This window comes from Burkholderia sp. Bp9031 (assembly GCF_003857965.1).
GTDB classification, from domain to species: domain Bacteria; phylum Pseudomonadota; class Gammaproteobacteria; order Burkholderiales; family Burkholderiaceae; genus Burkholderia; species Burkholderia ambifaria_A.
Genome location: NZ_QTPW01000001.1, coordinates 684,212 through 707,071, shown reverse-complemented (window position 1 = coordinate 707,071; position 22,860 = coordinate 684,212). Strand labels below are relative to the sequence as shown.

Below are 22,860 nucleotides of genomic sequence, written 5' to 3'. Positions count from 1 at the left end.
GATGTCGAGCGATGCCATTTCCAGAATCATTGATGCTCCATTGGGGGTGAATGATGCGAACGGATCGTGATGCGACGTGCGCCGTGGACGGCGCATCCGGCAACGATACCGGAAGTCGGCTGCGCGGTGGTCGCATGCGGTTCCCGCGAAGCCGAAAATGACGTCACGCCTTCCTGATCAGCAGCTTCAGCGACACGGACAACGCGGCGGACACCGCGAGAATCGCCGCCATCGCCCAGATCCCGGCAGCGAACGAGCCGGTCGACTGCTTCAGGAAGCCGACGAGGTAGGGGCCGGCAAAGCCGCCGAGCGTACCGATCGAGTTGATGAAGGCGAGCCCGCCCGCTGCCGCGACGCCGGTCAGAAAGCGTGTCGGAATCGTCCAGAAGATTGCGCGGGCAGAACTGACCGCGACCACCGCGAGGCTGAGGCCGACCATCTCCAGCACCACGCCGTTTGCGACGGCCGACAGCGCGAGACCGAGCCCACCCAACAGGCATGCGCTGCACAGATGGAATATCTTGCGGCCGCTGCGGTCAACCGCGCGCGCCCAGATCATCATTCCAGCCACCGCGGCGATATACGGCACGGTCGACAGCAACCCGATGGATGCGAGGCTGAGCCCGTGACTCTTCAGGATGATCGGCAGCCAGATGCCGACGCCGTACGAACCGAGTACGAAGCCGAACTGGATCGCCGCGAGGAGCAGCACGCGGCCGTCCTTCAGCGCGGCGAACAGCGCCTTCTTCGGCTTCTCGCGCGGTTCCTCGGCGAGCATCGCGACGAGTTCGCTGCGCTCGTCGGACGTGAGCCAGTACGCATCCTTCGGATCGTCGCGCAGCCAGACGAGCACCGCGATGCCGATGAGTACCGCGGGGAGGCCCTGCACGATGAACATCCACTGCCAGCCGTGCAGCCCGGCGACGCCATTCAGGCTCAGCAGCGCCGCCGACATCGGGCCGCCGACGACCGACGACAGCGGCACGCCGAGCATGAACAGCGCCAGCACGCGCACGCGGTACTGCGCGGGGAACCAGCATGCGAGAAAGAACGTGACGCCCGGGAAGAAGCCGGCCTCGGCAATGCCGAGCAGCAGGCGCAGCACGTAGAAGCTGGCCGGCCCCTGCGCGAGCGCCGTCGCGGTTGCCGCGATGCCCCAGGTGATCATGATCCGAGCGAGCCAGCGGCGCGCCCCGTAGCGGTACAGCGCGAGGTTGCTCGGGATCTCGAACAGGCAATAGCCGGCAAACAGGATGCCCGCGCCCCAGCCGAACTGCGTCGGGGTCAGCCCGAGCTCGTGGTTCATCGTGAGTGCGGCGAAGCCGACGCTCGTGCGGTCAATATAGTTGAAGACGAACGCGAGCGTCAGCAGCGGCAGCAGGCGCCACGCGTTCTTGCGCAGTGCACGCTGCCGGACGGCTTGCCGGTTCGCGTCGGGAACGGATGCCGTGTCAATCGTCATTGATTCGGAATGCATGATCGATTCTTCGACGATCCCGACGTGCACAGGCGCAGCGCTGCCGGGCGAGATGCGCCATCGCATGCGCATCGGCCCGGTCGCGGCGATCGTCGAATGTGTCTCCGGTGTGTTGTCGTCAGGGCCGCGGTCGTACGGCCCGCTCGGCTTCCCGTTGGCTCAGGCGGCGCGCAGTGCGTGGGCGACCTGCTTGCCGAACGCGTTGCAGCCAATCGTGCCGCCGAGATCCGCGGTGCGCGTGTCGGGGTTCGTGAGCACCGCATCGACGGCTGCGTCGATCGCATCGGCCGCGGCGATGAACGCCGGCTTGCTCCGGTGTTCGCCGATCCAGCGCATCAGCATGCCGACCGACAGGATCATCGACGTCGGGTTCGCCTTGTCCTGGTTCTGGATGTCGGGCGCGGAGCCGTGTTGTGCCTGCGCGCAGCACAGGTCATCGCCGGCCATGATCGAGCCGCCGAGACCGAGGCTGCCGGACAGTTCGGCGGCGAGGTCGCTGAGGATGTCGCCGTAGAAGTTCGTCGCGACGAGCACGTCGAAGCGTTCCGGCGCGCGGACCAGATGCGCCGTCGACGCGTCCACGAGCAGGTCGTTGAGCTCGACTTCCGGGAAGTCCTTCGCCACGTGCCGCACGGATTCGAGGAACAGGCCGTCGGTCATGTGGAAGCTGTTCGCTTTGTGGATCGCCGTCACTTTCTTCTTGCGCTTCATCGCGAGTTCGAATGCGCGGCGCGCGATCCGCTCGCTGCAGTGGCGCGTGATCTTGCGCACCGACAGCGCCATGTCCGGTGACGGCATCATCTCGCCCCAGCCGAGGTGCATGTTGCGGTCCGGATAGAAGCCTTCGGTCGCCTCACGCATGATCACGAGGTCCATGCGCTTGCCTTCGCGCATGTTCGACGTGAGGAACGGCCGCGTGCGGGACGGACGCACGTTCGCGTACAGGTCAAGGTCGCAGCGGAACGCGGCCGACACGTTGCGGCCGCCTTGGGCGGGCGGCGGATAGTCGGCATGCGAGATCGTGCCAAGGATCAGGCCGTCGTAGTCTTTCGCCTGTTCCAGCACTTCGGGGCGCAGCGTCGTGCCGTGCTTGTCCAGGCTCGCGAAGCCGACGTCTTCGTAGTCGTATTGCAGGCCGAGATCGAACAGGCGATCGGCCTGTTCAAGGACGTCGATCGACGCCGCGATGATTTCCGGGCCGATGCCGTCGCCGGGGAGAACGAGAATGCGCATGATGATTCGCTCGGGTTATTTCGAAGAGGTCTGGTGTTCGGCCGATACGGCCCGCGTCTCGCCGCTGTCGGCGAGCGTGCGCGTGGCATCGGTGCGCGCGTAGATCCACAGGATCTTCATCGGCGCGGTGCTCGACACGTTGCGGAAGCGGTGCGGCACGTTCGGCGGGATGAAGGTGGTGTCGAGCGGCTTGAGCCGGTACTCGAGCCCGTCGATGTCGAGGATCGCGTCGCCTTCCACGAGCACGACGCTTTCCTGGCAGTTATGGCTGTGAAACGGGATTTCGACGCCCGGCGCGAACGACGTGTAGCCGGTGATGAAGCTGTCCGAGCCGACGGACTTGCCGACCAGCGGCGTGGTGCTCGCGCCGCCGCCGCGGTCGTAGGTCGGCAGGTTGTCGGGTTGCAGCAGCGCTGCGCCGGAAGGGGTCATGATCATCATGAAGGACTCCTGAATCGAATCGTGAAATCAGCGGGCCGGACCGAACCAGACCGTCTTGATGTTGGTGAATTCGCGAATGCCGGCGGCGCCGAGCTCGCGGCCGTAGCCCGACTGCTTGATCCCGCCGAACGGCAGCCGCGCATCCGATGCGACCAGGCCGTTGACGAACACCGCGCCCGCTTCGATCCGGCGCACGAGCTGGCGCGCGGCGTCGAGGTCGGTGGTCCACAGCGCGGCGCCGAGCCCGAATTCCGTCGCGTTCGCGAGCGAGATCGCCTGCTCGATGCCGTCGACGCGCAGGATCGCGGCCACCGGGCCGAACGTTTCCTCGCACGCGGCGGCCATGTCCGGCGCGACGTGGTCGAGCACCGTCGGCGCATAGAAGAAGCCGGGGCCGGGCAGCGGCTCGCCGCCTGCCTTCAGCACTGCACCGGCCTCGACGGTCCGCTCGACCTGGCGATGCAGTTCGTCGCGCAGGTTCGCGCGCGCCATCGGTCCGATCGTGGTGTCGCGTTGGGTCGGATCGCCCACTTTCAGTTGCGCGACGCCGGCACAGAACAGCTCGACGAAGCGATCCGCGATCTTCTGGTCGACGATGAAGCGCTTCGACGAGATGCAGCTTTGGCCGGTGTTCGAGAAGCGCGCCTTCACCGCGGCCTTCGCGGCCGCCTCGACATCGGCGTCGGCGAGCACGATGAACGGATCGGAGCCGCCGAGTTCGAGCACCTGCTTCTTCATCGCGCGTCCGGCTTGGGCCGCGACCAGCTTGCCGACCGCGGTCGAGCCGGTCAGCGTGACGGCCGCGATGCGCGGGTCGTCGATCAGTCGAGCGACGTGGTCCGGCTCGATCAGCAGCGAGGCGACGAGGCCGGCCGGCACGTCCGCGTCGGCGAATACCGCGTTGATCGCAAGCGCGCATTGCGGCACGTTGCCCGCGTGCTTCAGGATCGCGCCGTTGCCCGCGCACAGGGCGGGCGCTGCGAAGCGGATGAACTGCCACAGCGGGTAGTTCCACGGCATGATCGCGAGCACGACGCCGAGCGGGTCGTACACGACGAAGCTCTCGCTCGCGTTGCTCGCGACGGCTTCGTCACCGAGATACTGCGCCGCGTGTTCGGCGTAGAAGTGGCAGGTCCACGCGGACTTGTCCACTTCGGCTTCCGCCTCGGCGATCGGCTTGCCCATTTCAAGCGTGATCAGCGCGGCCAGCTCGGCCTTGCGGCGCAGCAGCACGTCGCCGATGCGCGCGACGGTCGCTGCTCGCACGGCGAGCGGTTCGCGTGCCCAGCGGCGTTGCGCGGCGCTCGCGTCGGCCAGTGCCTGCTCGACCCGTGCGGGCGAGTCGGCGTCGAAGGTGGCCACGATGGTTTCCGTGGCGGGATTCAAGGTGCGAAACATGGTGTTCGTGTCCGTGTTCGTGGAGAGAAAGGGTTCAGGTGGCCGGTTGTTCGGCGAATCGATAGAGCCGTGCGGGGTTGTCGACGAGGATGTGCTGACGCAACGCAGCGGCATCCGTCCATCCCAGCAACTGGTTCAGCGCGCCGCCGGCGTCTTCGCGGCGAAACGGTTCGATGCGCGTGAGGTCGCCATCGCGATTGCCGGCGCTGCCGGTGTGCGGCCAGTCCGACGCCCACACCATGCGATCGGGGCGCGCGTCGATCAGCGCGCGTGCGATCGGCGCGAGATCGTCGAACTGCGGCGCCTGCCGCGATGCGCGGTACGGCGCGGACAGCTTCACGTACGCGTTGCCGTGCTTCACGAGATCGACGACGGTCGCGAACGCGGCCTGCTGGCCAAGCAGCTTGTCGGCGCGCGCGCCCGCGAAATGGTCGAGCACGACGGGGGCGTCGAGTCGGGTGATGTCTGACGCGAGACCCGCGACGACGTCCAGGTCCGCATAGATCTGGACTGCCCATCCGAGCGGCGCGACCACATCGGACGCGCGCCGCAACTGGGCCGACGCCACGGACAGGTCGCGCTCGCCGCGCACCTGCAGGTTCAGCCGGATGCCACGCACGCCCCGGTCATGCAGCGCCTGTAGTTCGGCATGCGTTGCGGTGTGAGGATCGATGACCGCGACGCCGCGTGCGCGATGCAGCCCGAGTTCCCGCAGGCCCGCGAGCAGGGCTGCGTTGTCGGTGCCGTACACGCTCGGCTGGACCAGCACGATCCGCTCGATCCCGAGCCGCGACTCGAACGCGAGCAGGTCGGCGACGCGTGCGCTCCCCGGCGTGTACGAGCGGTTCGGCGCGAACGGGAAGCGCGCCGCGTCGAACAGGTGCACGTGGCAGTCGCAACTCCCTGGCGGCAGTAGGGCGAGCGGACGCGTTGGGTAGTCCTGCGAATCGACGCTCATCGCTGCTCCTGCACTGTCAGATGACGAAGCGGCAGAACCCGGGCGTGGCAGCGCGAGGCCGCCGATTGCCGCGAGACTTGCGCCGAGTAGATGCCTGCGCTGCACATGGGTCTCCTTGAGCGATGAGCTGGTTGGAATGGCTGGTATTTTAATAACTCAAAAGACCATGTAAAGTGTTTTTTGATATTCCAAAATGCCAGCAAGGGTAAACGCGAATTCCTGTGCCGATTCGATTGGATGGGCGAGTTTTGCTGTAAATTGACCTATTGGAGGCTGCTGCGGGGACCTTTGGTGCTGCCGACATGGTTGAATGTGTGGTCTGGTGTTGCTGCATAGGACCATGTGGCCGCTGTGGTACGATGCGGTCGTCCTTCGTGATCCACCCCGCCTTCCATGACCCGCGCTCTCGCCGACGTGCTCGCGTCGAACATTCATCAGCACATTTCCAATTCCGGCATGGCGCCCGGCACGCGTTTGCCGGAGCGTTCGCTGGCGGAGCAGTTCAACGTGTCGCGCTCGCCGGTGCGCGAGGCGCTGAAGCGGCTGGCCGCTCGCGCGGTCGTGATGCCGCATCCCGACGGCGGTTATGCGGTCGCCGAAAGCGCTGCGCCGCTCGACGCGGTCGATTCACCGGAGCTGGCGGACACCGCCGCGGACGAAGACACCTACCTGTCAATCGCGGAGGACCGGCTCGCCGGCAAGCTCCCCGATCGCGTGACCGAGAACGAGCTGATGCGCCGCTACGGCGTGACGCGCGCGCAGTTGAACGCGATCCTGCGCCGGATGGTGCAGGAGGGATGGATCGAACGACGGCCGGGGCACGGCTGGATGTTCCAGTCGGTGCTGACGTCCGCGGAGACCTATCGACAGGGTTACCGGTACCGGCTTCTGATCGAGGCGGCGGGGATCCTCGAGCCGACGTTCCGCGTCGACCGCGATGCGCTGATGCGCTGCCGCGTCGAGCAGGAAGCGCTCGCGAACGGCGGCGCGCGCACCGCGTCGCCGGCCGCGCTGTTCGATGCGAACAGCCGGCTGCATGAGACGATCGCCGCGTGTTCGGGCAATGTCTTCATCCTCGACGGCCTGCGTCGTCTCGACCGGTTGCGTCGCCTGATGGAGTACCGCAAGGCGGTCGATCGCGACCAGGCGGAGCGTCGATGTCGCGAACACCTGACGCTGATCGATCTGTTGATCACCGATCAGCGCGAGGCGGCGGCCGATTTCATGAAGTTGCATCTGCACAACGCGGTGCGGGAGAAGACTTCCGGTTGATATGTGCCGCCAAGTATTGAGGTCCAGCGCAGATCTTTAGCGCAAATGCGCTCGCGCAATCACGCCGACTCGGCGTCGGGCTCCTTCTCCGCGCGCATGCGGCCGCGCTCTAGTAAGGACGTTTCAGGCGGCGTGATCGGTGTCAGTTCGCCAAGCACAAGCGTCCGCGCTTCCTCTCCTTCAACACCCAAGCCCCGCAGAATTGCTGCCACGATTTGTTCGGGCTCTTCAGCCATTTCACCGTTGTCGGTGAAGCGTTGGATTGTGGTCAGCGCGATTCCGGCGATCACGTCGAGCGCCAGCTCGACCGTGACGCCCTGGAACCTGCCGGCCGCCAGTCCTTGCTGGATGTGGACCGGTAGGTACACGTATATCAGGCTGCTGGGGCCGGCGGCATGCAGGCCGGCCGCTGAAATGAACCGGGCCAGCAGTGGATAGGCGCGTGCGGCATGAAGAAACATCCGCACGCCGCACGCGATTCTTCGGGCCGGATCTTCGTACGCGCCTACTTCCGTCTCGATCAGGCGAAGCAACTCATTGTTGAGTTCCTGCGTCACCGCCTCGAGTAGTTCCTCGTTCGTTCGGAAGTAGTTGTAGAAGGTGCCCTGCGACACATCGGCTGCCGCAATGACGTCCTGGATGACACTGGCACCGACCCCTTTTTCGGCAAAAACCAGCATCGCGCTTTCGATCAGCCGCGCACGCATCCGCTCGCGGCGTTGGGCCGCCACGCGGGTCCGATGGTCAATGGTCGTGGATTCACTCATGTGCCGATTATACGGTGCGGACGAGGGGCGTCAGAGTCATCGGTAGGTAAAAACGATAGTATTGTCATAATGACAACTATCTCATTACAATGAATCAACCCTCGCGAAATCAGGAGCAATCGACGCCATGGATATCCCGTCCATCACGCATGCAATGAACCAGCGCACCGTTCGGGTCGGCGCCCGGCGAATCTTTCTAGCGGAAGCGGGCGAAGGGCCCGCCGTCCTGATGTTGCATGGTGGCGGACCGGGTGCATCGGGTGTGTCGAATTACGCGCGCAACATTGAAGCGCTTGCTCGTCATTACCGGGTGCTGGTGCCGGATATGCCCGGATACGGCAAGTCGACCAAGGGTGTCGATCGCAACGATCCATTCGGCGACTTGGCTGCGAGCATGCTCGGGTTGCTCGATGCGCTCGGCGTCCGACATGCGCATGCGATCGGGAATTCGCTCGGGGGGGCCTGCGCGTTGCGCATGGCGCTAGAGCGGCCCAATGCGATCGATCGACTGGTGCTGATGGGGCCGGGCGGCGTCAATACGACGCGGCAGATTCCGACTCCTGGCCTCAAGCGTTTGCTGAACTACTACAAGGGCTCCGGCCCGAGCCTCGAGAAACTCACTGAGTTCATTCGAGGTGATCTGGTCTTCGACGGTAACCTCGTGCCGGAAGCTGTGATCCAGGAGCGCTTTCAGGCCAGTATCGACCCGGAGGTCGTCGCGAGCCCCCCGCTGCTTGGCCCGAAGGGTATTCCAAAGTTCAGCAAGATCGACTTCACGCGAGACGCGCGACTGGCGTCGGTGCGCAATCCGACACTCGTGTTGTGGGGAGCTGACGATAAGGTCAACCGTCCAAGCGGCGCGCGTGCGCTCCAGCAACGCATGCCGAACTGCGACTCATATATGTTCAGCAATACCGGTCACTGGGTTCAATGGGAGCGGGCGAACGAATTCAATGCCGCCGTGCTGGCGTTCCTGGCGCAGAGCGATGCCAAGGCACGCGCAGCCGCGTCTCGATAAGCGGAGTGTGATGTCATGCCTACTATCGTTAGTCCGCGGCCAACCATAAACAGCCTGTTCGGCCGGGTGCGAATGGGCTACCTGCTGGCCGAATCGGTCCGGCTTCGCGAATGGTCGACGTTCGCGTCCGAGGGGCTTGGTCTGCATGTCGATACATCCGATACGCGGGTCGTCGCATGCCGAATTGATGCGCATCAGCGCCGCCTGATTATTCGCGACGGCGCAGCGGAAGACGTCATTGCGATCGGATGGCAACTGGATGACGAGGCTGCGCTCGAGCTTGCCATCGCACGCATGTCCGCACGCGGGATTCGCGTCGCCGAAGGGAGCCGCGATGAGGCCGCGATGCGTGGCGTGGAGCGGTTCTGGTACTTCGCGGGTCCGAAGAAACTGCGCACCGAACTGTTCACGACCGCAGTTTTTGGCGAACAACCTCTGCAAATGAAGGCTACGGGTTTCGTGACCGGCGCTTCCGGGATGGGGCACGTCGCCGTGACGACCCGGCAACCCGAAGTGATGCAGACGTTTTGGAAGGAGGTGTTCGATGCGCGCCTGTCCGACGAAATTGAAGACAAGATCGACGGTCTGAACCTCGATTTCGCCTTCCTGCGATTCAACGAACGACACCATTCGTTCGCGACTGCATCGACGCGCGGCATTCGCCTGAACCCGCTGCGCACGCAGATTCACCACATGAATCTCCAGTGCGCGTCGATCGACGATGTGACGCAGGCCTATCTGCGGTGCCGTGCGATGGGTTATCCAATCGCCAATGCGATCGGCCAGCATCCAAACGATCGCGAACTTTCTTTCTATGTCGAGACGCCATCGGGTTTCGAGATTGAACTCGGATGGAATCCGATCGTCGTCGACGAGCGGACGTGGCGGCCGACGGTCTATCAGGGCATCAGTCTGTGGGGGCATCGTCCCGAAAACCTCAACCTGGGAGTTAGGCTCGGCCGTGTTCGTCGCGCGCTCGCTTCCCTGGTGCGTCCGGAATTTTCTGTACAAGGAGAGCAGTCATGAACGGAACGCATCCGAATGATGCGTGCGATGTCGCGATCGTAGGATTGGGACCGACCGGCCTCATCCTCGCGCACATGCTTGGCCAGGCCGGTCACCAAGTCGTCGTGCTCGAACGTGAACCCGTGTTCTACGGCAACGCACGAGCCGTCTATACAGACGACGAGTGCATGCGGATCTTTCAGCATCTCAATGTGGTTGACGAGGTGCAGTCGCGGATGATGATGGAGACACCGGTCCAACTCGTTCGACGCGACGGAACGCCGCTTACTCAGTACATGCCGCGGAAGCGGCCATTCGGCTGGCCGGTGATCAACTTCTTTTACCAGCCTTACCTGGAGACGACGCTGGCCGAGACGCTCGCACGTTACCCCAACGTCGAGGTGCGCCGCGGCCGAGAGGTTGTCGATTTCGTACAGGACACTGACAGTGTGAGCGTTACGCATCAGACGACACGTGAAGCGCGGTTCAGTGACAGTACTGACGCCCTCGCGCGCGTGGATGGCGACTCCGATATCAGGACGCTACGGGCGCGCTATCTAGTGGGCGCCGATGGAGGCCGGAGCATCGTTCGCACGAAGCTTGGCATCGAGATGTCAGGCAAGAGCTTTCCGGAACCGTGGCTCGTGGTGGACCTCGAACGCAAGCCGGGAACCGACGCGTTGCGTCACCTGCCGTATTTCAATTTTGTCGTTGATCCGAAGCTGCCAGTCGTGAGCTGTGTTCAGCCGGGTAAATTCCACCGGTTCGAATTCATGCTGATGCCGGGTGAAACGAAGGAAAACATGGAGCGACCGGAAACGGTCAGGAAATATCTTTCTATGTTTGTCGACCCCGACCAGTTCGTGGTCAAGCGCAAACTCGTCTATACGTTCAACGCGCTTATCGCGTCGAAGTGGCGGGTCGGACGCGTGCTGCTCGGCGGCGATGCCGCCCACATGACGCCGCAGTTCATGGGGCAGGGTGCAAGTTCGGGCGTTCGCGATGCCTACAACCTCGGCTGGAAGCTCGACCTTGTATTGCGGGGCCTCGCGGGCGAGGCGTTGCTCGACACGTACCAGTCGGAACGACATACACATGCGAAGGCAATGATCGATACGTCCGTCCTTCTCAAGGACGTCGTGTCGGCGCGCAGTCTGTCCGCAACGCTGCTGCGGGACGCCTCGCTCGGCATCATTCGCGCCATTCCGCCGCTCAGGCGCTGGTTTCAGGAGGGCGGCTTCAAGCCGATGCCCGTTTATCGAAAGAACGCCTACTTGGGTTTGCCGCGTCGTCACCGGCGTGGCCCCGAGGGGGCGTTGGTTCCACAACCCGAGGTGCGTCTTTTTAACGGCGACCGGAGAAAACTGGATGATCTGCTCGGCCATGGTTTTGCGCTGATCGGACTGAACGTCGATCCATCCCGTTGCATGAATGATGTGTCGCGGGCGACCCTCAGTGCACTCTCGGCCCGCAGCGTCACGATGTACCCATACGGCGGCCGCCCGCAGGGGCTCGAGAGTGTCAATCGGGACAACACGATCGGGGTCGCTGAAGTCGAGGATATCGGAGGGGAGATGATCGCGTGGTTCGGGAAGGCAGGTTTCAGAACGGAAGCCGTTGCCATTTTGAGACCCGACCGTTTCGCGTTTGCTGTCGTTCCCGTCGGCGAACTCGACCAGACGATTCGGCAGCTTCGAGATCAACTCGGATTCCGATCAGGAGCGGGAGATGAATTCGCCCGCACTTCAAAGACCTCGCCGGCCGTCGCCCGAGCGGCTTGATCCACGATTTCAGGTTTCCCCTTCCATGTCCCATTCATTCGACCAAGCAGCCGTTCAGGCGGCTGCGAACGCACTGCGTAATGCACGCGAAACACGCACGCCGATCGACCCGATCGCCGCGCGGTTCGGCATTGCCGGTCTCGAAGCGGCGTATGCCGTCGCGGAACTCAATACAGCTGTCCGGGTCGCCGATGGCCGGAGAATCATCGGCAAGAAGGTTGGTCTGACGTCGGTTGCGGTACAGCAGCAATTGCGGGTCGATCAGCCCGATTTCGGCGTGCTGTTCGATGACATGGAATATCTGGATGGCGATGAGGTGCCGCTGAGCCGACTGATGCAACCGAAGATCGAGGCGGAAGTGGCGTTCGTCGTCGGGCGAGACATAGCAGATGAAGCGCCGAGTTATGGGCAAGTGCTTTCGGCACTCGCCTATGCACTGCCCGCACTGGAAATCGTCGACAGCGCGATCTCGGATTGGCGGATCGCACTCGAGGATACGGTCGCTGACAACGCATCCTGCGGTCTCTACGTGCTCGGGAATCAGCCAGTCTCACTCGGAGGAATTTCCCTTGGGGAACTTGGCATGTCGATGACTCGCCACGGACAGACCGTTTCGACCGGAACGGGTACAGCATGCCTTGGTCATCCGGTACGTGCGGTGTACTGGCTGGCCCGAATGATGGCGCAGCGCGGGCAAATCCTGCGTGAGGGCGACGTGATTCTATCGGGCGCGCTGGGTCCGATGGTCCCAGTTGTTGCAGGAGACGCGATTCATGCGCAGATCGGCGCGCTGGGCAGTGTTAGCTGCCGTATCGGACGAGGGCTGGATCGATGAGCAAGAAATTGAAAGTCGCCATTATCGGCAGCGGGAATATCGGCACCGATTTGATGATCAAGATCCTGCGCCACGGCATCCATCTCGAGATGGGCGCGATGGTGGGGATCGACGCGGCATCGGACGGACTGCAGCGGGCGGCACGCCTGGGCGTTGCGACGACGCATGAGGGTGTCGAAGGGCTTACTCGCATGCCGGTGTTCAGCGAAATCGATATCGTTTTTGACGCGACGTCGGCCACGGCACATACGCATAACGATGCATTCCTGCGCACCGTCAAACCCGGTATTCGCGTCGTGGACTTGACGCCGGCGGCGATCGGGCCGTACTGCATTCCGGTTGTGAACGGAGAGCACCGGCTCGATGAGCTAAATGTCAACATGGTGACTTGCGGTGGTCAAGCCACCATTCCCATGGTCGCTGCGGTATCGCGGGTCGCGAAAGTGCACTACGGCGAGATCGTCGCATCCATCTCGAGCAAGAGTGCTGGGCCGGGCACGCGTGCCAACATCGATGAATTCACCGAGACGACGTCACGGGCAATCGAAGTGGTAGGTGGCGCGGTCAAAGGGAAGGCAATCATCGTGCTCAATCCGGCCGAGCCGCCGCTGATGATGCGCGATACGGTGTACACGCTCAGCGATTTTGCCGACGAACGGGAGATCGCGGACTCGGTGACGGCGATGGCGGAAGCCGTTCGGTCGTACGTACCCGGGTATCGCCTGAAGCAACGTGTTCAGTTCGATCGCATCGAGGCAGACCGGCCAATCCGGATACCCGGCGTCGGCGAACGGATGGTCGGTCTCAAGACCTCGATTCTTCTCGAGGTGGAGGGCGCCGCGCACTACCTGCCGTCTTATGCTGGCAACCTCGACATCATGACGAGTGCAGCTAAGGCAACGGCAGAACGGGTCGCGGCCCGTCTAGTGGCCAATCAACAGTGAGTTCCGACCTGATGGACAAGAAGCTCTATATCTCGGACGTGACGTTGCGCGACGGCAGTCATGCAATTCGTCATCAGTATAGCCTCGCGCAAGCCAGACAGATCGCTGCGGCGCTCGATGCGGCCGGTGTGGATTCGATCGAAGTCGCGCATGGCGACGGACTCCAAGGCGGCAGCTTCAATTACGGGTTCGGCGCGCATACCGACGTTGAATGGATTGAAGCCGTGGCTAGTGCCGTCACGCATGCGAAGGTCGCGACACTGTTGCTACCAGGAATCGGCACGGTACACGACCTGAGAGCTGCATACGATGCCGGTGCGCGAATCGTTCGTGTCGCCACCCACTGCACCGAAGCCGATATTTCCCGCCAGCATATCGAGTATGCGCGGGAACTCGGGATGGAGGCCGTGGGTTTCCTCATGATGAGCCACATGCAGGCCCCTCGAGCGCTGGCCGAACAGGCAAGGCTGATGGAGAGCTATGGTGCCACCTGCTGCTACGTGGTGGATTCCGGTGGTGCGATGAACATGAATGACATCCGCGACCGGATGCGGGCATTCAAGGACACGCTGAAGGCAGAAACGCAGACGGGCATCCACGCGCATCACAACTTGAGCCTCGGTGTCGCGAATTCGATTGTCGCGGTGGAAGAGGGCTGCGACCGGATCGATGCAAGCCTCGCTGGCATGGGCGCTGGCGCCGGAAATGCACCGCTTGAGGTATTCGTCGCGACCGCGAGCCGTCTGGGTTGGCGACACGGCGCCGACATCTACCGTCTGATGGACGCGGCGGATGACATCGTGCGACCGCTCCAGGATCGTCCGGTGCGCGTGGATCGCGAGACGCTCGCACTGGGCTACGCCGGCGTGTATTCGAGCTTCCTGCGTCACGCGGAACGGGCCGCGGCGAAGTACGGCCTCAAAACAGTGGACATACTCGTCGAGCTCGGCCGCCGCGGAATGGTCGGCGGCCAAGAGGACATGATCGTTGACGTCGCACTGGATCTTTTGAGGGAATCCGTATAGCGGCATAGGTTCATGCAGCCCGCTCACGCGGGCGGCGCGATCGGACAGGCGCGCGCCAACGATCGATCATGAACACACGAACCATTCAAATTAATTTGTAGTGCATATCTAATGGTAAATGATTGGAGAACCAGATGAACCGTATCGATGTTCATCACCACTTCGTGCCACCGGTCTATCAGGCAGCCATGTCCAGGCATGGTCTGAAAAAGGTTGCGGGCGCTGAGTTGCCGGCATGGAGCGAACATGCGTCGCTGGACGTGATGGATGCGAATGCGATTCGGGTCGCATTGCTGTCGATCTCGGCTCCGGGTGTCTATTTCGGAAACCTTGAAGATGCATGTTCGCTTGCTCGTGCGTGCAACGAATACGCTGCTGAATTGCGTGAGCGGCACCCTGATCGTTTTGGCTCATTTGCCGTGCTACCGATGCCGTTTACCGAGCACGCATGCAAAGAGGCCATCCATGCGCTCGACGTACTGAAAGCCGACGGCATCGTCCTACTCGGCAGTACGGAAGGCCGGTTCCTGGGTTCGTCCGAATTCGACGAGTTGATGGCGGAACTCGACCGCCGGCGTGCTGTCGTGTTCGTGCATCCCAACTTGCATCGGTCGAGCGAGGAGCTCGGACTAATCGCGCCCGGTTTCCTGATCGAGTTCCTGTGCGACACGACACGGGCGGCCCTGAACCTGATCCTGACCGGGACGATCGAACGTTACCCGAATATCCGCTGGATTCTCGCGCACGCGGGTGGCTTTCTTCCGTACGTCGCGTGGAGACTCTCCCTCGCCAATCTGCTTCCAGAGTTCGTATCGGCCATGCCATCCGGGATGCTGACCTACATCCGTCGATTCTATTTCGATACCGCGCTTTCGCCCGCTGCGTTTCCGCAGGCGGCGCTGCGTGAACTGGTCGGCCCGTCGCAAATCCTGTTCGGAAGCGACTTCCCGTTTGCGCCCGCACCGGCGACGGCAATGCAATGCGACGCCCTTGAGCATTCTCCCATCTGGCATGCCGACGCGCGTTTGGAGATCGATACCGGAAATGCACTTCGGTTGTTTTCCCGCTTGGGTGGAGCGGTTGCCAGCGCGCCGACGCGCGAGGTCGGGCCACTGATATCACTGAGGCGGGCCGCCGTTGGCGCGAGCGTCCGACTGATCGACCGGCTCAGGAATCGCTGAGCACTGTCGGCCCCACAAAAACAGAAGCGCCCTTATCACAACATTCGGAGACGTCATGAAGCGTACGAGCGCGGCAATTCTCTTGTCGATCGCGGCTATTCCCGCAGCACATGCGCAATCAGCAGGGCAATGGATGATTAATGCCGGCTGGCTGCACCTTGCCCCCCAGGATTCCAGTCAGCCGATGACGGTCAATGCGCTCGGTCACTCGAGCACGGTCGCGGGAAGCGGCGCCAGCGTGTCGGATGCCGATACGCCCGCCTTCACGGCAACCTATTTCATCACGGATCATATTGCGCTAGAGACGATACTGGGTGTTCCGCCGAAGCTGCATCTCAACGGTACCGGGACGCTCGCGGGACTCGGAGAGCTCGGGACGGCACACGCGTGGAGCCCAACGATCCTTGCACAATACCATTTTGGTGAACCGTCAGCACGTTTCCGGCCCTATGTCGGCGCGGGTGGAGCGTACCTCTGGTTCAAGGGCATCGACTTGAGCAATCAGGTTGCAACCGGCCAATTCCTCTATTCGCCGACGCTCGGCACGCGCCTTGAAGGGCCGACTTCTGTCTCGCTCAGTAAGTCGTTTGCGCCGATAGTCAATGCAGGGCTGACGTACAACATCGATTCGCACTGGTCAGTCGGCGTGTCGGCTGCATACGTGTGGCTGTCCACAAAAGCTACGCTCACGACACGTTCCCCGGTCGGTACCGTCACGAGCACGACGAAAGTGAAGATCAATCCGATCATCACTTTCGTGTCGCTTGGCTATCGCTTCTGACAGAAGCCGTGCGTTTGAGGGAACATCCGTGCTCTGGCGAGCTTTTTACTCGGGTGCGGACTCCACTGCCACGTTTGGCAGCGGCAGATTCGCAATTTGAACCGCCTCGTCACGCGAAATACCTAGCGTCTGCAGCACCGCTGCTGCAGCGCGTTCCGCGAATCGATCCCTGCTGTAGCCGATCGCTGCGAGTATGTCCGGGGCCGATTCGTCGCCCGCGCCGAAATTCAGTTCGGCGGCAATTGCCACAAGCACCGTTCCGCCGACCGAAACGAGTGCCATCAATGGATCGTCCACGCCGAAGCGGCCTGCGTGGATTCCCTTTTGCAGATCACGCTCGAGTCGGGGGCCTAAACCTCGTGTCAGTATTCGGGCAGACAAGCCCTCGCGGATCAGGAAACGCCCCCAGACCCGCTCGCGCCGCGCGCGCAGAAGCGTGTGCCGGACGGACACAGCAATCACTTCTGCTGGATCGGTCAGGTTGGCACCGAGACGATCCAGCGTATCGGCGAATTCGTCGAACACCCACTCGGACAATGCAGCGTGAATCGCTTCCTTTGATTCGAAGTGGTTATAGAAGGAGCCGAACCCGACGTCTGCCGCTTCGGTGATTTCATTGATCGCCACGCCCTCCATGCCTTTTTCCGCCATCAGCCGCAGTGCGGCTTCAAGTAGCCGTAACCGAGTTTCGCGTTTGCGCCGCGCGCCGCGCGGTTCGCGTGCCGGGGGGGATTTGTCGGCCGTGACCTCAGCAGGCGAGGTGCCGGTCTTCCGGGATAAAGCATTCGACATAGGGTATTCCGCCAGATTGGATCTGGTTTGGAGTATACGTTCAAACATCATAATTGACAAAATTATCAACTATGACTTTAATGTCATGTAAGCGGCGAATCACTGTCGCGGTCTGTGTCGAACGGAGACGGAGCGATGGTGGCAGTGGGTTCAGCAATCGGGATGGGGCGGGACGGTGGCGACGTCGGCACGGCGGGTGCGGGGACTTGTGCGCTACCGTCGAGCGTCGATGTGTTGGTCGTGGGATGCGGGCCCGTGGGCGCGACGATCGCTAACCTGCTGGGGCGCGATGGCGTACGCGTGCTGGTGATCGACAAGGCCACGGGGATATTCACGGCGCCGCGCGCGATCGCGCTGGACAACGAGGCGCTGCGCATTCTGCAGCTCGCCGGAGTCGCCGATACCGACTTCGAGACCGTTGCAATCCCGTACGTGCGCATGAGGTCGCCTTGGCTCGGCGAATTCGGGCGAGTCAACACGCTCGGCAGTCTCGACGGCCACCCAAAGCTGGTCACCTTCTACCAGCCCGATCTCGAGCGTTGTCTGCGAGCGCGGCTCGCCGCCTGCGATACGGTGCAGACTGCATTCGATACGACGCTCGCCGGGCTCGATCAGCAGCGCGACCATGTCGTTGCGACGCTGGAAACCGCGGAGGCGAATCGTCATCACGTGCGCGCACGCTACGTCGTCGGCGTTGATGGCGCGAGCTCGCTCGTACGGCAACTAATCGGCCAGGCGTTCGACGGCAAGACGTTCGCGGAAGACTGGCTGATCGTCGATGCGCGTCACGTGCGCAAGCCGATCGATCACGTCGAATTCATCTGCGATCACCGGCGGCCGACGCCGCATATGATGGCGCCCGGCGCGCGCGAGCGCTGGGAGTTCATGCTGCGTCCCGGTGAAACGCGTGCCGAGATGGAGTCCGATACCCGCATTCGCGAATTGCTCGCCCCATGGGGTGGCCTCGACGACATGGAGATCGAGCGCAAGGCCGTCTATCGCTTCCACGCCAGGACGGTAAAGGCATTCAGCCAGGGGCGCGTGTTTCTTGCCGGCGACGCCGCGCACATCACGCCGCCGTTCGTCGGGCAGGGGCTCGTTGCGGGGCTGCGCGACGCCGCGAACCTGTGCTGGAAGCTCGCATCGGTGATTCAGGGACGTGCCGCGCCACGCATTCTCGATACGTACGATCAGGAGCGGCGTCCGCACGTGACGGCGATGATCGGTCTCGCGAAATTGATGGGCAAGCTGGTGATGCCGCGCAACGCGGGCGTTGCGTTGGCGACGCATGGCCTGATGCGGCTGATGCGGCTCGTGCCGCCGCTGCGTGCGCATTTCGATGAACTCGGCATCAAGCCGAAGAACGCATTTCGTCGCGGCCTGTTCGTTCCCGGTCGTTCGAAAACGCGACTCGCGCGAGGCACGGTGCTTCCCCAGGGCTGGGTGCGGGGTCGCGATGGCGACCTTAGGCTGAGCGACGATGTGTTCGGCGCGCGTGTCGTGCTGATCGGGTTCGGTGCCGACGTGGGTGCCATGCTTGATCCGGCGGTGCTTACGGCGTTGAAGGCCGCGGGCGGCGCGGTCGTCCAGATCGCGCATCGAGGGCAGCGCTTGCATCGCGCTGAACGGTGTTGTTGGGAGGATCTCGAAGGGGTCTTCATGCCGCGCGCGGTGCCATTTGGCTGGGCGACGGTGGTGCGACCCGACAAGACGATCCTGCACGACGGTCCCGCGTCCGACGCGAACCGCATCGTACGCGAGGCGCTGTCGCTGATCGGCGCACCGACCGGTGTATCGGCCTCGTCCATTCCGTCCACCCGTCCGTCCGCCTGAGGGTTACGCATGAAGCTCACGACCGCACAACCGGCTCGCCATTCGAATCCGACGACCAAGGCGTCGGCACTGGCCTACCTGTTGTTTGAACGTCCCGATCTCGACCGGGCCGAGAAATTTCTGAACGACTTCGGGCTGCGCACCGTATCGCGGGACAGCGAGTGGATCTTTCTCAGGGGCACCGCGGCGACACCGTTCTGCTATGCGGTGCGATGGGCCGAGAAGCCTCGCTTCGTCGGCTTCGGTCTCGAAGTCGACGGATTGTCGGCGCTCGAAAGGCTGGCATGCGTGCCGGGTGCGTCTGGTATCGAGCGGGCATTGTGGCCGGGTGGTGGCTATCGCGTGCAGCTCGCCGATCCGTCGGGGTTTCGTGTCGACGCGGTCGCCGGACGGGCGCTCGCGGGCGCTTTGTCGCACCGCCCGCCGCTTGCGGTGAATTCCGTGGATGCCGCCGTGCGGATCAATGAGACGCAGCGCCCTCCCGCTGGCCCATCCGAAGTAATTCGCCTTGGGCACGTGGTGCTCGAGCTAGCGGATTTCCAGGCCACATGTGCGTGGTATACGCACCACTTCGGCTTCATTCCGAGCGACGTGCAGGTGCTGCCGGACGGGTCGCCGGCTGTCACCTTCATGCGGCTCGACCTCGGCGCACGACCTGCCGATCACCATACGCTTGCGCTCGCTCAGGGGTTCGCGCCGTTGTACAGCCACAGTGCGTTCGAGTTGGTGGACGCAGACGCGATCGGCGGTGGTCAACGCGTGCTGCGGGAGAGCGGCTGGGAACATGCATGGGGAATCGGCCGGCACATTCTTGGCAGCCAGATATTCGATTACTGGCAGGACCCCTGGGGCGACAAGCACGAACACTATTGTGACGGCGACCTGTTTACGGCCGAAATGCCGATGGGTATCCATGCAGTCAGCCGAGAGGCAATGGCGCAGTGGGGGCCTGCGATGCCACGCAGCTTCACGAAGCCGAAGCTGACGCCGTCAAGCATCGCGGCGCTCGTGCGCAATCTGCGCCGAAGCCCCGATTTGACATTCGCGAAATTGCGCACTCTCGCAAAGCTCTTCGCGTGACATTCGATTTCAGACATATTGAGCGAGGCGTTTTCATGGCACTGCATGTTTTACATTACCTGCACGAAGGTCGTGCACGTTGGGGCGTGGTGAGGAGTGGCTGGATCACTCCAATACCAGGCGCGTTCGACACGACGGCCGCGTTCGTGCGCGCATGCCGCATCGACGATCTGGCTCGCCTGAGTGGTGAAACGATCGCCGAGGCTGACGTCGAGTGGCTGTCGCCCGTCACGCGCAACCAGCAGTTCGTCTGCCAGGGTGCGAACTACCGGCAACACATGATCGAGTCCGGGATGGATCCGGACGTGAAGGCGTTCAATATGATCTTCACGAAAGCGCCCGGCTGTATCGTGCCGGCGAACGCGGACGTGGTGCGGCCGGTGCACGTGCGTTTTCTCGACTACGAGATCGAGCTGGGGCTCGTCCTCAGGCGCGACATCACGTCACGCGAAAAGATTGCCGCCAGCAATCTGCATGAGTACGTCGCCGGCGCCGTTATCGTCAACGACTATTCGGCACGCGACGTCCAGATTCCGCAAATGCAGTTCTACAAAGGCAAAAGTTATCGGACCTTCGGCCCGGTCGGTCCGTATCTGTGCCTGCTCGACGCGCGCGATATGGCGCAATTGCGCAACCTGGAGCTGACTCTGAGCGTCAATGGAGAGGTGCGCCAGAACGATTCGACCGCAAATCTCGTCTATGGTCCGGCCGAGACGCTTGCTGAACTGTCCGGCCTTCACGATTTGCACGCCGGCGATCTGCTCGCGACCGGAACGCCGTCGGGGTGCGCACTCAGCATCCCGTCGCCGGCAAAGCAGCGGGTCGCGGCACTGCTGCCCGAGCCGATGAAATGGCGAATGTTCACGAAGGTGCAGGCCGGCAGGCGTCAGTACCTCAAGCCGGGTGATCTGGTGGAAGCACGGATTGCGAGCCACGACGGTTCGATCGACCTCGGTGTACAACGCAACCGTGTCGTCGACGAGGTCGCATGAACCCGATCGCTACCGAAGCCGACGTCATTGCGATCGAAACGCAGGGGCCACCGGCCGATCTGCCTGCCAGCACCTACGAGATGATCCGTCAGGGGGCGGCGATCGATCCGTCTGCGCCGGCGTTGTCGTTCTTTCTGCGTACGGCCGACCATCGCAAGCCGTTGCGCTGGACCTATGCGGAACTGCTGCGCGACATCACGCGAACCGCGAACCTGTTCGCGCGTCTCGACATCGACCGCCAGTCGGTCGTGGCCTACGTGCTGCCGAATCTGCCGGAAACGCATTTCGTGATCTGGGGCGGCGAGGCCGCAGGCATCGTCTGTGCGATCAACCCATTGCTGGAAGGGGCCGCGATCGCATCGCTGCTGAACGCCGCCGGCGCCCGGGTACTGGTTACGCTGGCGCCGTTCCCGGGCACGGACCTTTGGCCGAAGATCCAGCCAGTGCTGGAGCAGGTGCCGTCGTTGCGGCATCTGTTGCTCGTCGATCTCGCGGGGCAGGTGCGAGGCTGGCGCGGTATTGCCGCACGAGTCATGCAGCGCCGCGAATGTCGGCGACTTCACGGGCGCAACGATGTGCGCGGTGCCGTGCCAGCACACATCGAGATTCACGATTTCGCGACGTCGATTGCTCGAGAATCGGGCGCGTCGCTGGGGAGCCGTCGCGAATTTGATGCGAACGACTTGTCATCGTTCTTCTGCACCGGCGGGACGACGGGTTTGCCGAAGATCGCGATGCGGCGACACGGCAACGAAGTTGCCAATGCATGGAGCATGGGGCAGGTCCTGGGTACCGGTATCGGCCCCGGCAAGACGCTGTTTTGCGGTCTACCGCTGTTTCACGTGAACGCGGCGATGGTCACGGGGCTCGTCCCTTTCTCGCGTGGCGCTCATGTCGTGCTCGGCACGCCGCAAGGTTATCGCGGCGATGGTGTGATCTCCCGCTTCTGGGAAATCGTCGAGCATCACCGGATCAACTTCTTCAGCGCCGTGCCGACGCTGTATTCGACGCTGCTCGACGTGCCGGTCGAGGGCCGCAACATTCGTTCGCTGGAGTACGGGTTATGCGGCGCGGCGCCGATGCCTGTCGAGGTGTTTCGCACGTTCCAGGCGCGTACTGGTGTGCGCGTCCTTGAAGGCTACGGGCTGACCGAGGGCGCGTGCGTCAGCAGCGTCAACCCGCCGGCCGGAGAACGCCGGCTCGGGTCGATCGGCCTGCGGATTCCGGGCCAAGCGATGAAAGCCGTGATCGTGGATGACCGCGGCGCTTACGTACGGGACTGCGCGGAAGGCGAGACCGGGCTGCTGTTGATCTCGGGGCCGAACGTATTTGCCGGTTATACGCAACCCGCACAAAACGAAGGCCTATGGCTCGACCTCGGCGACGGTGCGCGCTGGCTCAATACAGGCGATCTGGCGCGGCGCGATGCAGACGGCTATTTCTGGATGACTGGACGGCGAAAGGAACTAATCATTCGCGGTGGCCACAACATCGATCCAGCCACGATCGAGGAGCCGCTGCATCGCCACCCCGCCGTGCAGATCGCGGCGGCGGTCGGGAGGCCAGACACTCACGCGGGGGAATTGCCGGTCGCCTACGTGCAATTGAAGGCGGGTATGCGCGCAACCGAGGACGAACTGGTTGCTTTCATGCGGGAATCCATCAGCGAACGGGCAGCGTTGCCCAAACGCATCCATATCGTCGATGCAATACCGCTAACGGCTGTAGGTAAGACTTTCAAGCCGGAGTTGAAGCGACGCGAGACTCTCGACGCCGTCCGGGATGCGCTAGCCGCAAATGGGATCAATCCCGTAGAGCTGAGTATTAGCGAAGATGGCTCGCTATGTCTCTCTCTATTTGAAGAATCGAACGCTGGACAAACGAAATCGATTCTCGGACGCTTCCCGTTTCGTTTTTCGATAACTGCGGCTGGGTCAGGCGTGGATCTGACGAGTAGGACCGAATGATGCCGGCCGCCTTTCGCTGCACCGGCCGTTTCTAGTTGGAGGTCGGTGAGGCGATTAGGCGGGCCTGACGGAAGCCGATA

At 63.0% G+C, this 22,860-nt stretch carries 20 protein-coding genes; 13 read left to right on the top strand and 7 right to left on the bottom strand.

Annotated elements, in window-relative coordinates:
• Nucleotides 1–163: 163 nt before the first annotated feature.
• The 5 genes from DIE15_RS03165 to DIE15_RS03145 form a co-directional block, all read right to left on the bottom strand.
• The gene (locus DIE15_RS03165) at nucleotides 164–1,462 is read right to left on the bottom strand and encodes an MFS transporter (RefSeq protein WP_124606234.1); all 1,299 of its coding nucleotides are present in this window, start codon (nucleotides 1,460–1,462) and stop codon (nucleotides 164–166) included.
• 174 nt (nucleotides 1,463–1,636) lie between these two features.
• Nucleotides 1,637–2,710: an isocitrate/isopropylmalate dehydrogenase family protein gene (locus DIE15_RS03160; RefSeq protein ID WP_124832341.1), complete on the bottom strand. Its 1,074-nt coding sequence runs from the start codon at nucleotides 2,708–2,710 to the stop codon at nucleotides 1,637–1,639.
• 15 nt (nucleotides 2,711–2,725) lie between these two features.
• Nucleotides 2,726–3,151 carry a cupin domain-containing protein gene (locus DIE15_RS03155; RefSeq protein WP_124832340.1) on the bottom strand — a complete coding sequence of 142 codons (426 nt, stop codon included), beginning with the start codon at nucleotides 3,149–3,151 and terminating at the stop codon, nucleotides 2,726–2,728.
• 27 nt (nucleotides 3,152–3,178) lie between these two features.
• A complete protein-coding gene (locus DIE15_RS03150; RefSeq protein ID WP_124832339.1) occupies nucleotides 3,179–4,549 on the bottom strand; it encodes an NAD-dependent succinate-semialdehyde dehydrogenase in 1,371 nt (456 codons plus the stop codon).
• Between the two features lie 34 nt (nucleotides 4,550–4,583).
• Entirely contained in the window at nucleotides 4,584–5,507 is a 924-nt protein-coding gene (locus DIE15_RS03145; RefSeq protein ID WP_124832338.1) for an amidohydrolase, read from the bottom strand.
• 393 nt (nucleotides 5,508–5,900) lie between these two features.
• Here DIE15_RS03145 and DIE15_RS03140 point away from each other — a divergent pair, with 393 nt between their 5' ends.
• A complete protein-coding gene (locus DIE15_RS03140) occupies nucleotides 5,901–6,779 on the top strand; it encodes a GntR family transcriptional regulator (protein WP_124501136.1) in 879 nt (292 codons plus the stop codon).
• 59 nt (nucleotides 6,780–6,838) lie between these two features.
• Here DIE15_RS03140 and DIE15_RS03135 read toward each other — a convergent pair whose 3' ends face one another.
• The gene (locus DIE15_RS03135) at nucleotides 6,839–7,546 is read right to left on the bottom strand and encodes a TetR/AcrR family transcriptional regulator (protein WP_124606219.1); all 708 of its coding nucleotides are present in this window, start codon (nucleotides 7,544–7,546) and stop codon (nucleotides 6,839–6,841) included.
• A gap of 127 nt (nucleotides 7,547–7,673) precedes the next feature.
• Between DIE15_RS03135 and DIE15_RS03130 the strand changes: the two genes are divergently transcribed.
• The 8 genes from DIE15_RS03130 (at nucleotide 7,674) to DIE15_RS03095 (ending at nucleotide 16,116) form a co-directional block, all read left to right on the top strand.
• The gene (locus DIE15_RS03130) at nucleotides 7,674–8,564 is read left to right on the top strand and encodes an alpha/beta fold hydrolase (RefSeq protein ID WP_124501091.1); all 891 of its coding nucleotides are present in this window, start codon (nucleotides 7,674–7,676) and stop codon (nucleotides 8,562–8,564) included.
• A gap of 15 nt (nucleotides 8,565–8,579) precedes the next feature.
• Complete coding sequence (locus DIE15_RS03125) at nucleotides 8,580–9,590, top strand: VOC family protein (RefSeq protein ID WP_124606221.1); 1,011 nt, start codon at nucleotides 8,580–8,582, stop codon at nucleotides 9,588–9,590.
• Nucleotides 9,587–11,350 (top strand): bifunctional 3-(3-hydroxy-phenyl)propionate/3-hydroxycinnamic acid hydroxylase, encoded by a 1,764-nt coding sequence (locus tag DIE15_RS03120; RefSeq protein WP_124832337.1) that lies wholly within the window; start codon nucleotides 9,587–9,589, stop codon nucleotides 11,348–11,350. Before DIE15_RS03125 ends, DIE15_RS03120 begins: the two co-directional genes overlap by 4 nt.
• Nucleotides 11,351–11,375: 25 nt before the next feature.
• Nucleotides 11,376–12,185 carry a 2-keto-4-pentenoate hydratase gene (locus DIE15_RS03115; protein WP_124501094.1) on the top strand — a complete coding sequence of 270 codons (810 nt, stop codon included), beginning with the start codon at nucleotides 11,376–11,378 and terminating at the stop codon, nucleotides 12,183–12,185.
• Nucleotides 12,182–13,129 (top strand): acetaldehyde dehydrogenase (acetylating), encoded by a 948-nt coding sequence (locus DIE15_RS03110; protein ID WP_124501095.1) that lies wholly within the window; start codon nucleotides 12,182–12,184, stop codon nucleotides 13,127–13,129. The genes DIE15_RS03115 and DIE15_RS03110 overlap by 4 nt, the downstream gene beginning before the upstream one ends.
• A gap of 11 nt (nucleotides 13,130–13,140) precedes the next feature.
• Nucleotides 13,141–14,154, top strand: a complete 1,014-nt coding sequence (gene dmpG, locus DIE15_RS03105; protein ID WP_124832336.1) for a 4-hydroxy-2-oxovalerate aldolase — start codon at nucleotides 13,141–13,143, stop codon at nucleotides 14,152–14,154.
• 134 nt (nucleotides 14,155–14,288) lie between these two features.
• Nucleotides 14,289–15,335 (top strand): amidohydrolase family protein, encoded by a 1,047-nt coding sequence (locus DIE15_RS03100; protein WP_124832335.1) that lies wholly within the window; start codon nucleotides 14,289–14,291, stop codon nucleotides 15,333–15,335.
• A 55-nt stretch (nucleotides 15,336–15,390) separates the two neighbouring features.
• Entirely contained in the window at nucleotides 15,391–16,116 is a 726-nt protein-coding gene (locus DIE15_RS03095; protein ID WP_124832334.1) for an OmpW family protein, read from the top strand.
• A 45-nt stretch (nucleotides 16,117–16,161) separates the two neighbouring features.
• Here the strand turns inward: DIE15_RS03095 and DIE15_RS03090 are convergent, their stop codons facing one another.
• On the bottom strand, nucleotides 16,162–16,908 hold the full coding sequence (locus tag DIE15_RS03090) for a TetR/AcrR family transcriptional regulator (RefSeq protein WP_124832333.1): 747 nt from the start codon (nucleotides 16,906–16,908) through the stop codon (nucleotides 16,162–16,164).
• 162 nt (nucleotides 16,909–17,070) lie between these two features.
• Here DIE15_RS03090 and DIE15_RS03085 point away from each other — a divergent pair, with 162 nt between their 5' ends.
• The 4 genes from DIE15_RS03085 to DIE15_RS03070 are packed head-to-tail and all read left to right on the top strand — an operon-like array spanning nucleotide 17,071 to nucleotide 22,780.
• A complete protein-coding gene (locus DIE15_RS03085) occupies nucleotides 17,071–18,741 on the top strand; it encodes a bifunctional 3-(3-hydroxy-phenyl)propionate/3-hydroxycinnamic acid hydroxylase (RefSeq protein WP_124832373.1) in 1,671 nt (556 codons plus the stop codon).
• A gap of 9 nt (nucleotides 18,742–18,750) precedes the next feature.
• Complete coding sequence (locus DIE15_RS03080; protein ID WP_124832332.1) at nucleotides 18,751–19,821, top strand: VOC family protein; 1,071 nt, start codon at nucleotides 18,751–18,753, stop codon at nucleotides 19,819–19,821.
• Nucleotides 19,822–19,856: 35 nt separating this feature from the next.
• A complete protein-coding gene (locus DIE15_RS03075; RefSeq protein ID WP_124832372.1) occupies nucleotides 19,857–20,813 on the top strand; it encodes a fumarylacetoacetate hydrolase family protein in 957 nt (318 codons plus the stop codon).
• Nucleotides 20,810–22,780 (top strand): acyl-CoA synthetase, encoded by a 1,971-nt coding sequence (locus tag DIE15_RS03070; RefSeq protein ID WP_124832331.1) that lies wholly within the window; start codon nucleotides 20,810–20,812, stop codon nucleotides 22,778–22,780. The genes DIE15_RS03075 and DIE15_RS03070 overlap by 4 nt, the downstream gene beginning before the upstream one ends.
• The last annotated feature ends 80 nt before the right edge of the window (nucleotides 22,781–22,860 follow it).

Bases quoted from the DNA above. Each gene is read 5' to 3' on its own strand.
- DIE15_RS03165 (WP_124606234.1), bottom strand. From the start codon at position 1,462: ATGACGATTGACACGGCATCCGTTCCCGACGCGAACCGGCAAGCCGTC.
- DIE15_RS03160 (WP_124832341.1), bottom strand. From the start codon at position 2,710: ATGCGCATTCTCGTTCTCCCCGGCGACGGCATCGGCCCGGAAATCATC.
- DIE15_RS03155 (WP_124832340.1), bottom strand. From the start codon at position 3,151: ATGATGATCATGACCCCTTCCGGCGCAGCGCTGCTGCAACCCGACAAC.
- DIE15_RS03150 (WP_124832339.1), bottom strand. From the start codon at position 4,549: ATGTTTCGCACCTTGAATCCCGCCACGGAAACCATCGTGGCCACCTTC.
- DIE15_RS03145 (WP_124832338.1), bottom strand. From the start codon at position 5,507: ATGAGCGTCGATTCGCAGGACTACCCAACGCGTCCGCTCGCCCTACTG.
- DIE15_RS03140 (WP_124501136.1), top strand. From the start codon at position 5,901: ATGACCCGCGCTCTCGCCGACGTGCTCGCGTCGAACATTCATCAGCAC.
- DIE15_RS03135 (WP_124606219.1), bottom strand. From the start codon at position 7,546: ATGAGTGAATCCACGACCATTGACCATCGGACCCGCGTGGCGGCCCAA.
- DIE15_RS03130 (WP_124501091.1), top strand. From the start codon at position 7,674: ATGGATATCCCGTCCATCACGCATGCAATGAACCAGCGCACCGTTCGG.
- DIE15_RS03125 (WP_124606221.1), top strand. From the start codon at position 8,580: ATGCCTACTATCGTTAGTCCGCGGCCAACCATAAACAGCCTGTTCGGC.
- DIE15_RS03120 (WP_124832337.1), top strand. From the start codon at position 9,587: ATGAACGGAACGCATCCGAATGATGCGTGCGATGTCGCGATCGTAGGA.
- DIE15_RS03115 (WP_124501094.1), top strand. From the start codon at position 11,376: ATGTCCCATTCATTCGACCAAGCAGCCGTTCAGGCGGCTGCGAACGCA.
- DIE15_RS03110 (WP_124501095.1), top strand. From the start codon at position 12,182: ATGAGCAAGAAATTGAAAGTCGCCATTATCGGCAGCGGGAATATCGGC.
- dmpG (WP_124832336.1), top strand. From the start codon at position 13,141: ATGGACAAGAAGCTCTATATCTCGGACGTGACGTTGCGCGACGGCAGT.
- DIE15_RS03100 (WP_124832335.1), top strand. From the start codon at position 14,289: ATGAACCGTATCGATGTTCATCACCACTTCGTGCCACCGGTCTATCAG.
- DIE15_RS03095 (WP_124832334.1), top strand. From the start codon at position 15,391: ATGAAGCGTACGAGCGCGGCAATTCTCTTGTCGATCGCGGCTATTCCC.
- DIE15_RS03090 (WP_124832333.1), bottom strand. From the start codon at position 16,908: ATGTCGAATGCTTTATCCCGGAAGACCGGCACCTCGCCTGCTGAGGTC.
- DIE15_RS03085 (WP_124832373.1), top strand. From the start codon at position 17,071: ATGGGGCGGGACGGTGGCGACGTCGGCACGGCGGGTGCGGGGACTTGT.
- DIE15_RS03080 (WP_124832332.1), top strand. From the start codon at position 18,751: ATGAAGCTCACGACCGCACAACCGGCTCGCCATTCGAATCCGACGACC.
- DIE15_RS03075 (WP_124832372.1), top strand. From the start codon at position 19,857: ATGGCACTGCATGTTTTACATTACCTGCACGAAGGTCGTGCACGTTGG.
- DIE15_RS03070 (WP_124832331.1), top strand. From the start codon at position 20,810: ATGAACCCGATCGCTACCGAAGCCGACGTCATTGCGATCGAAACGCAG.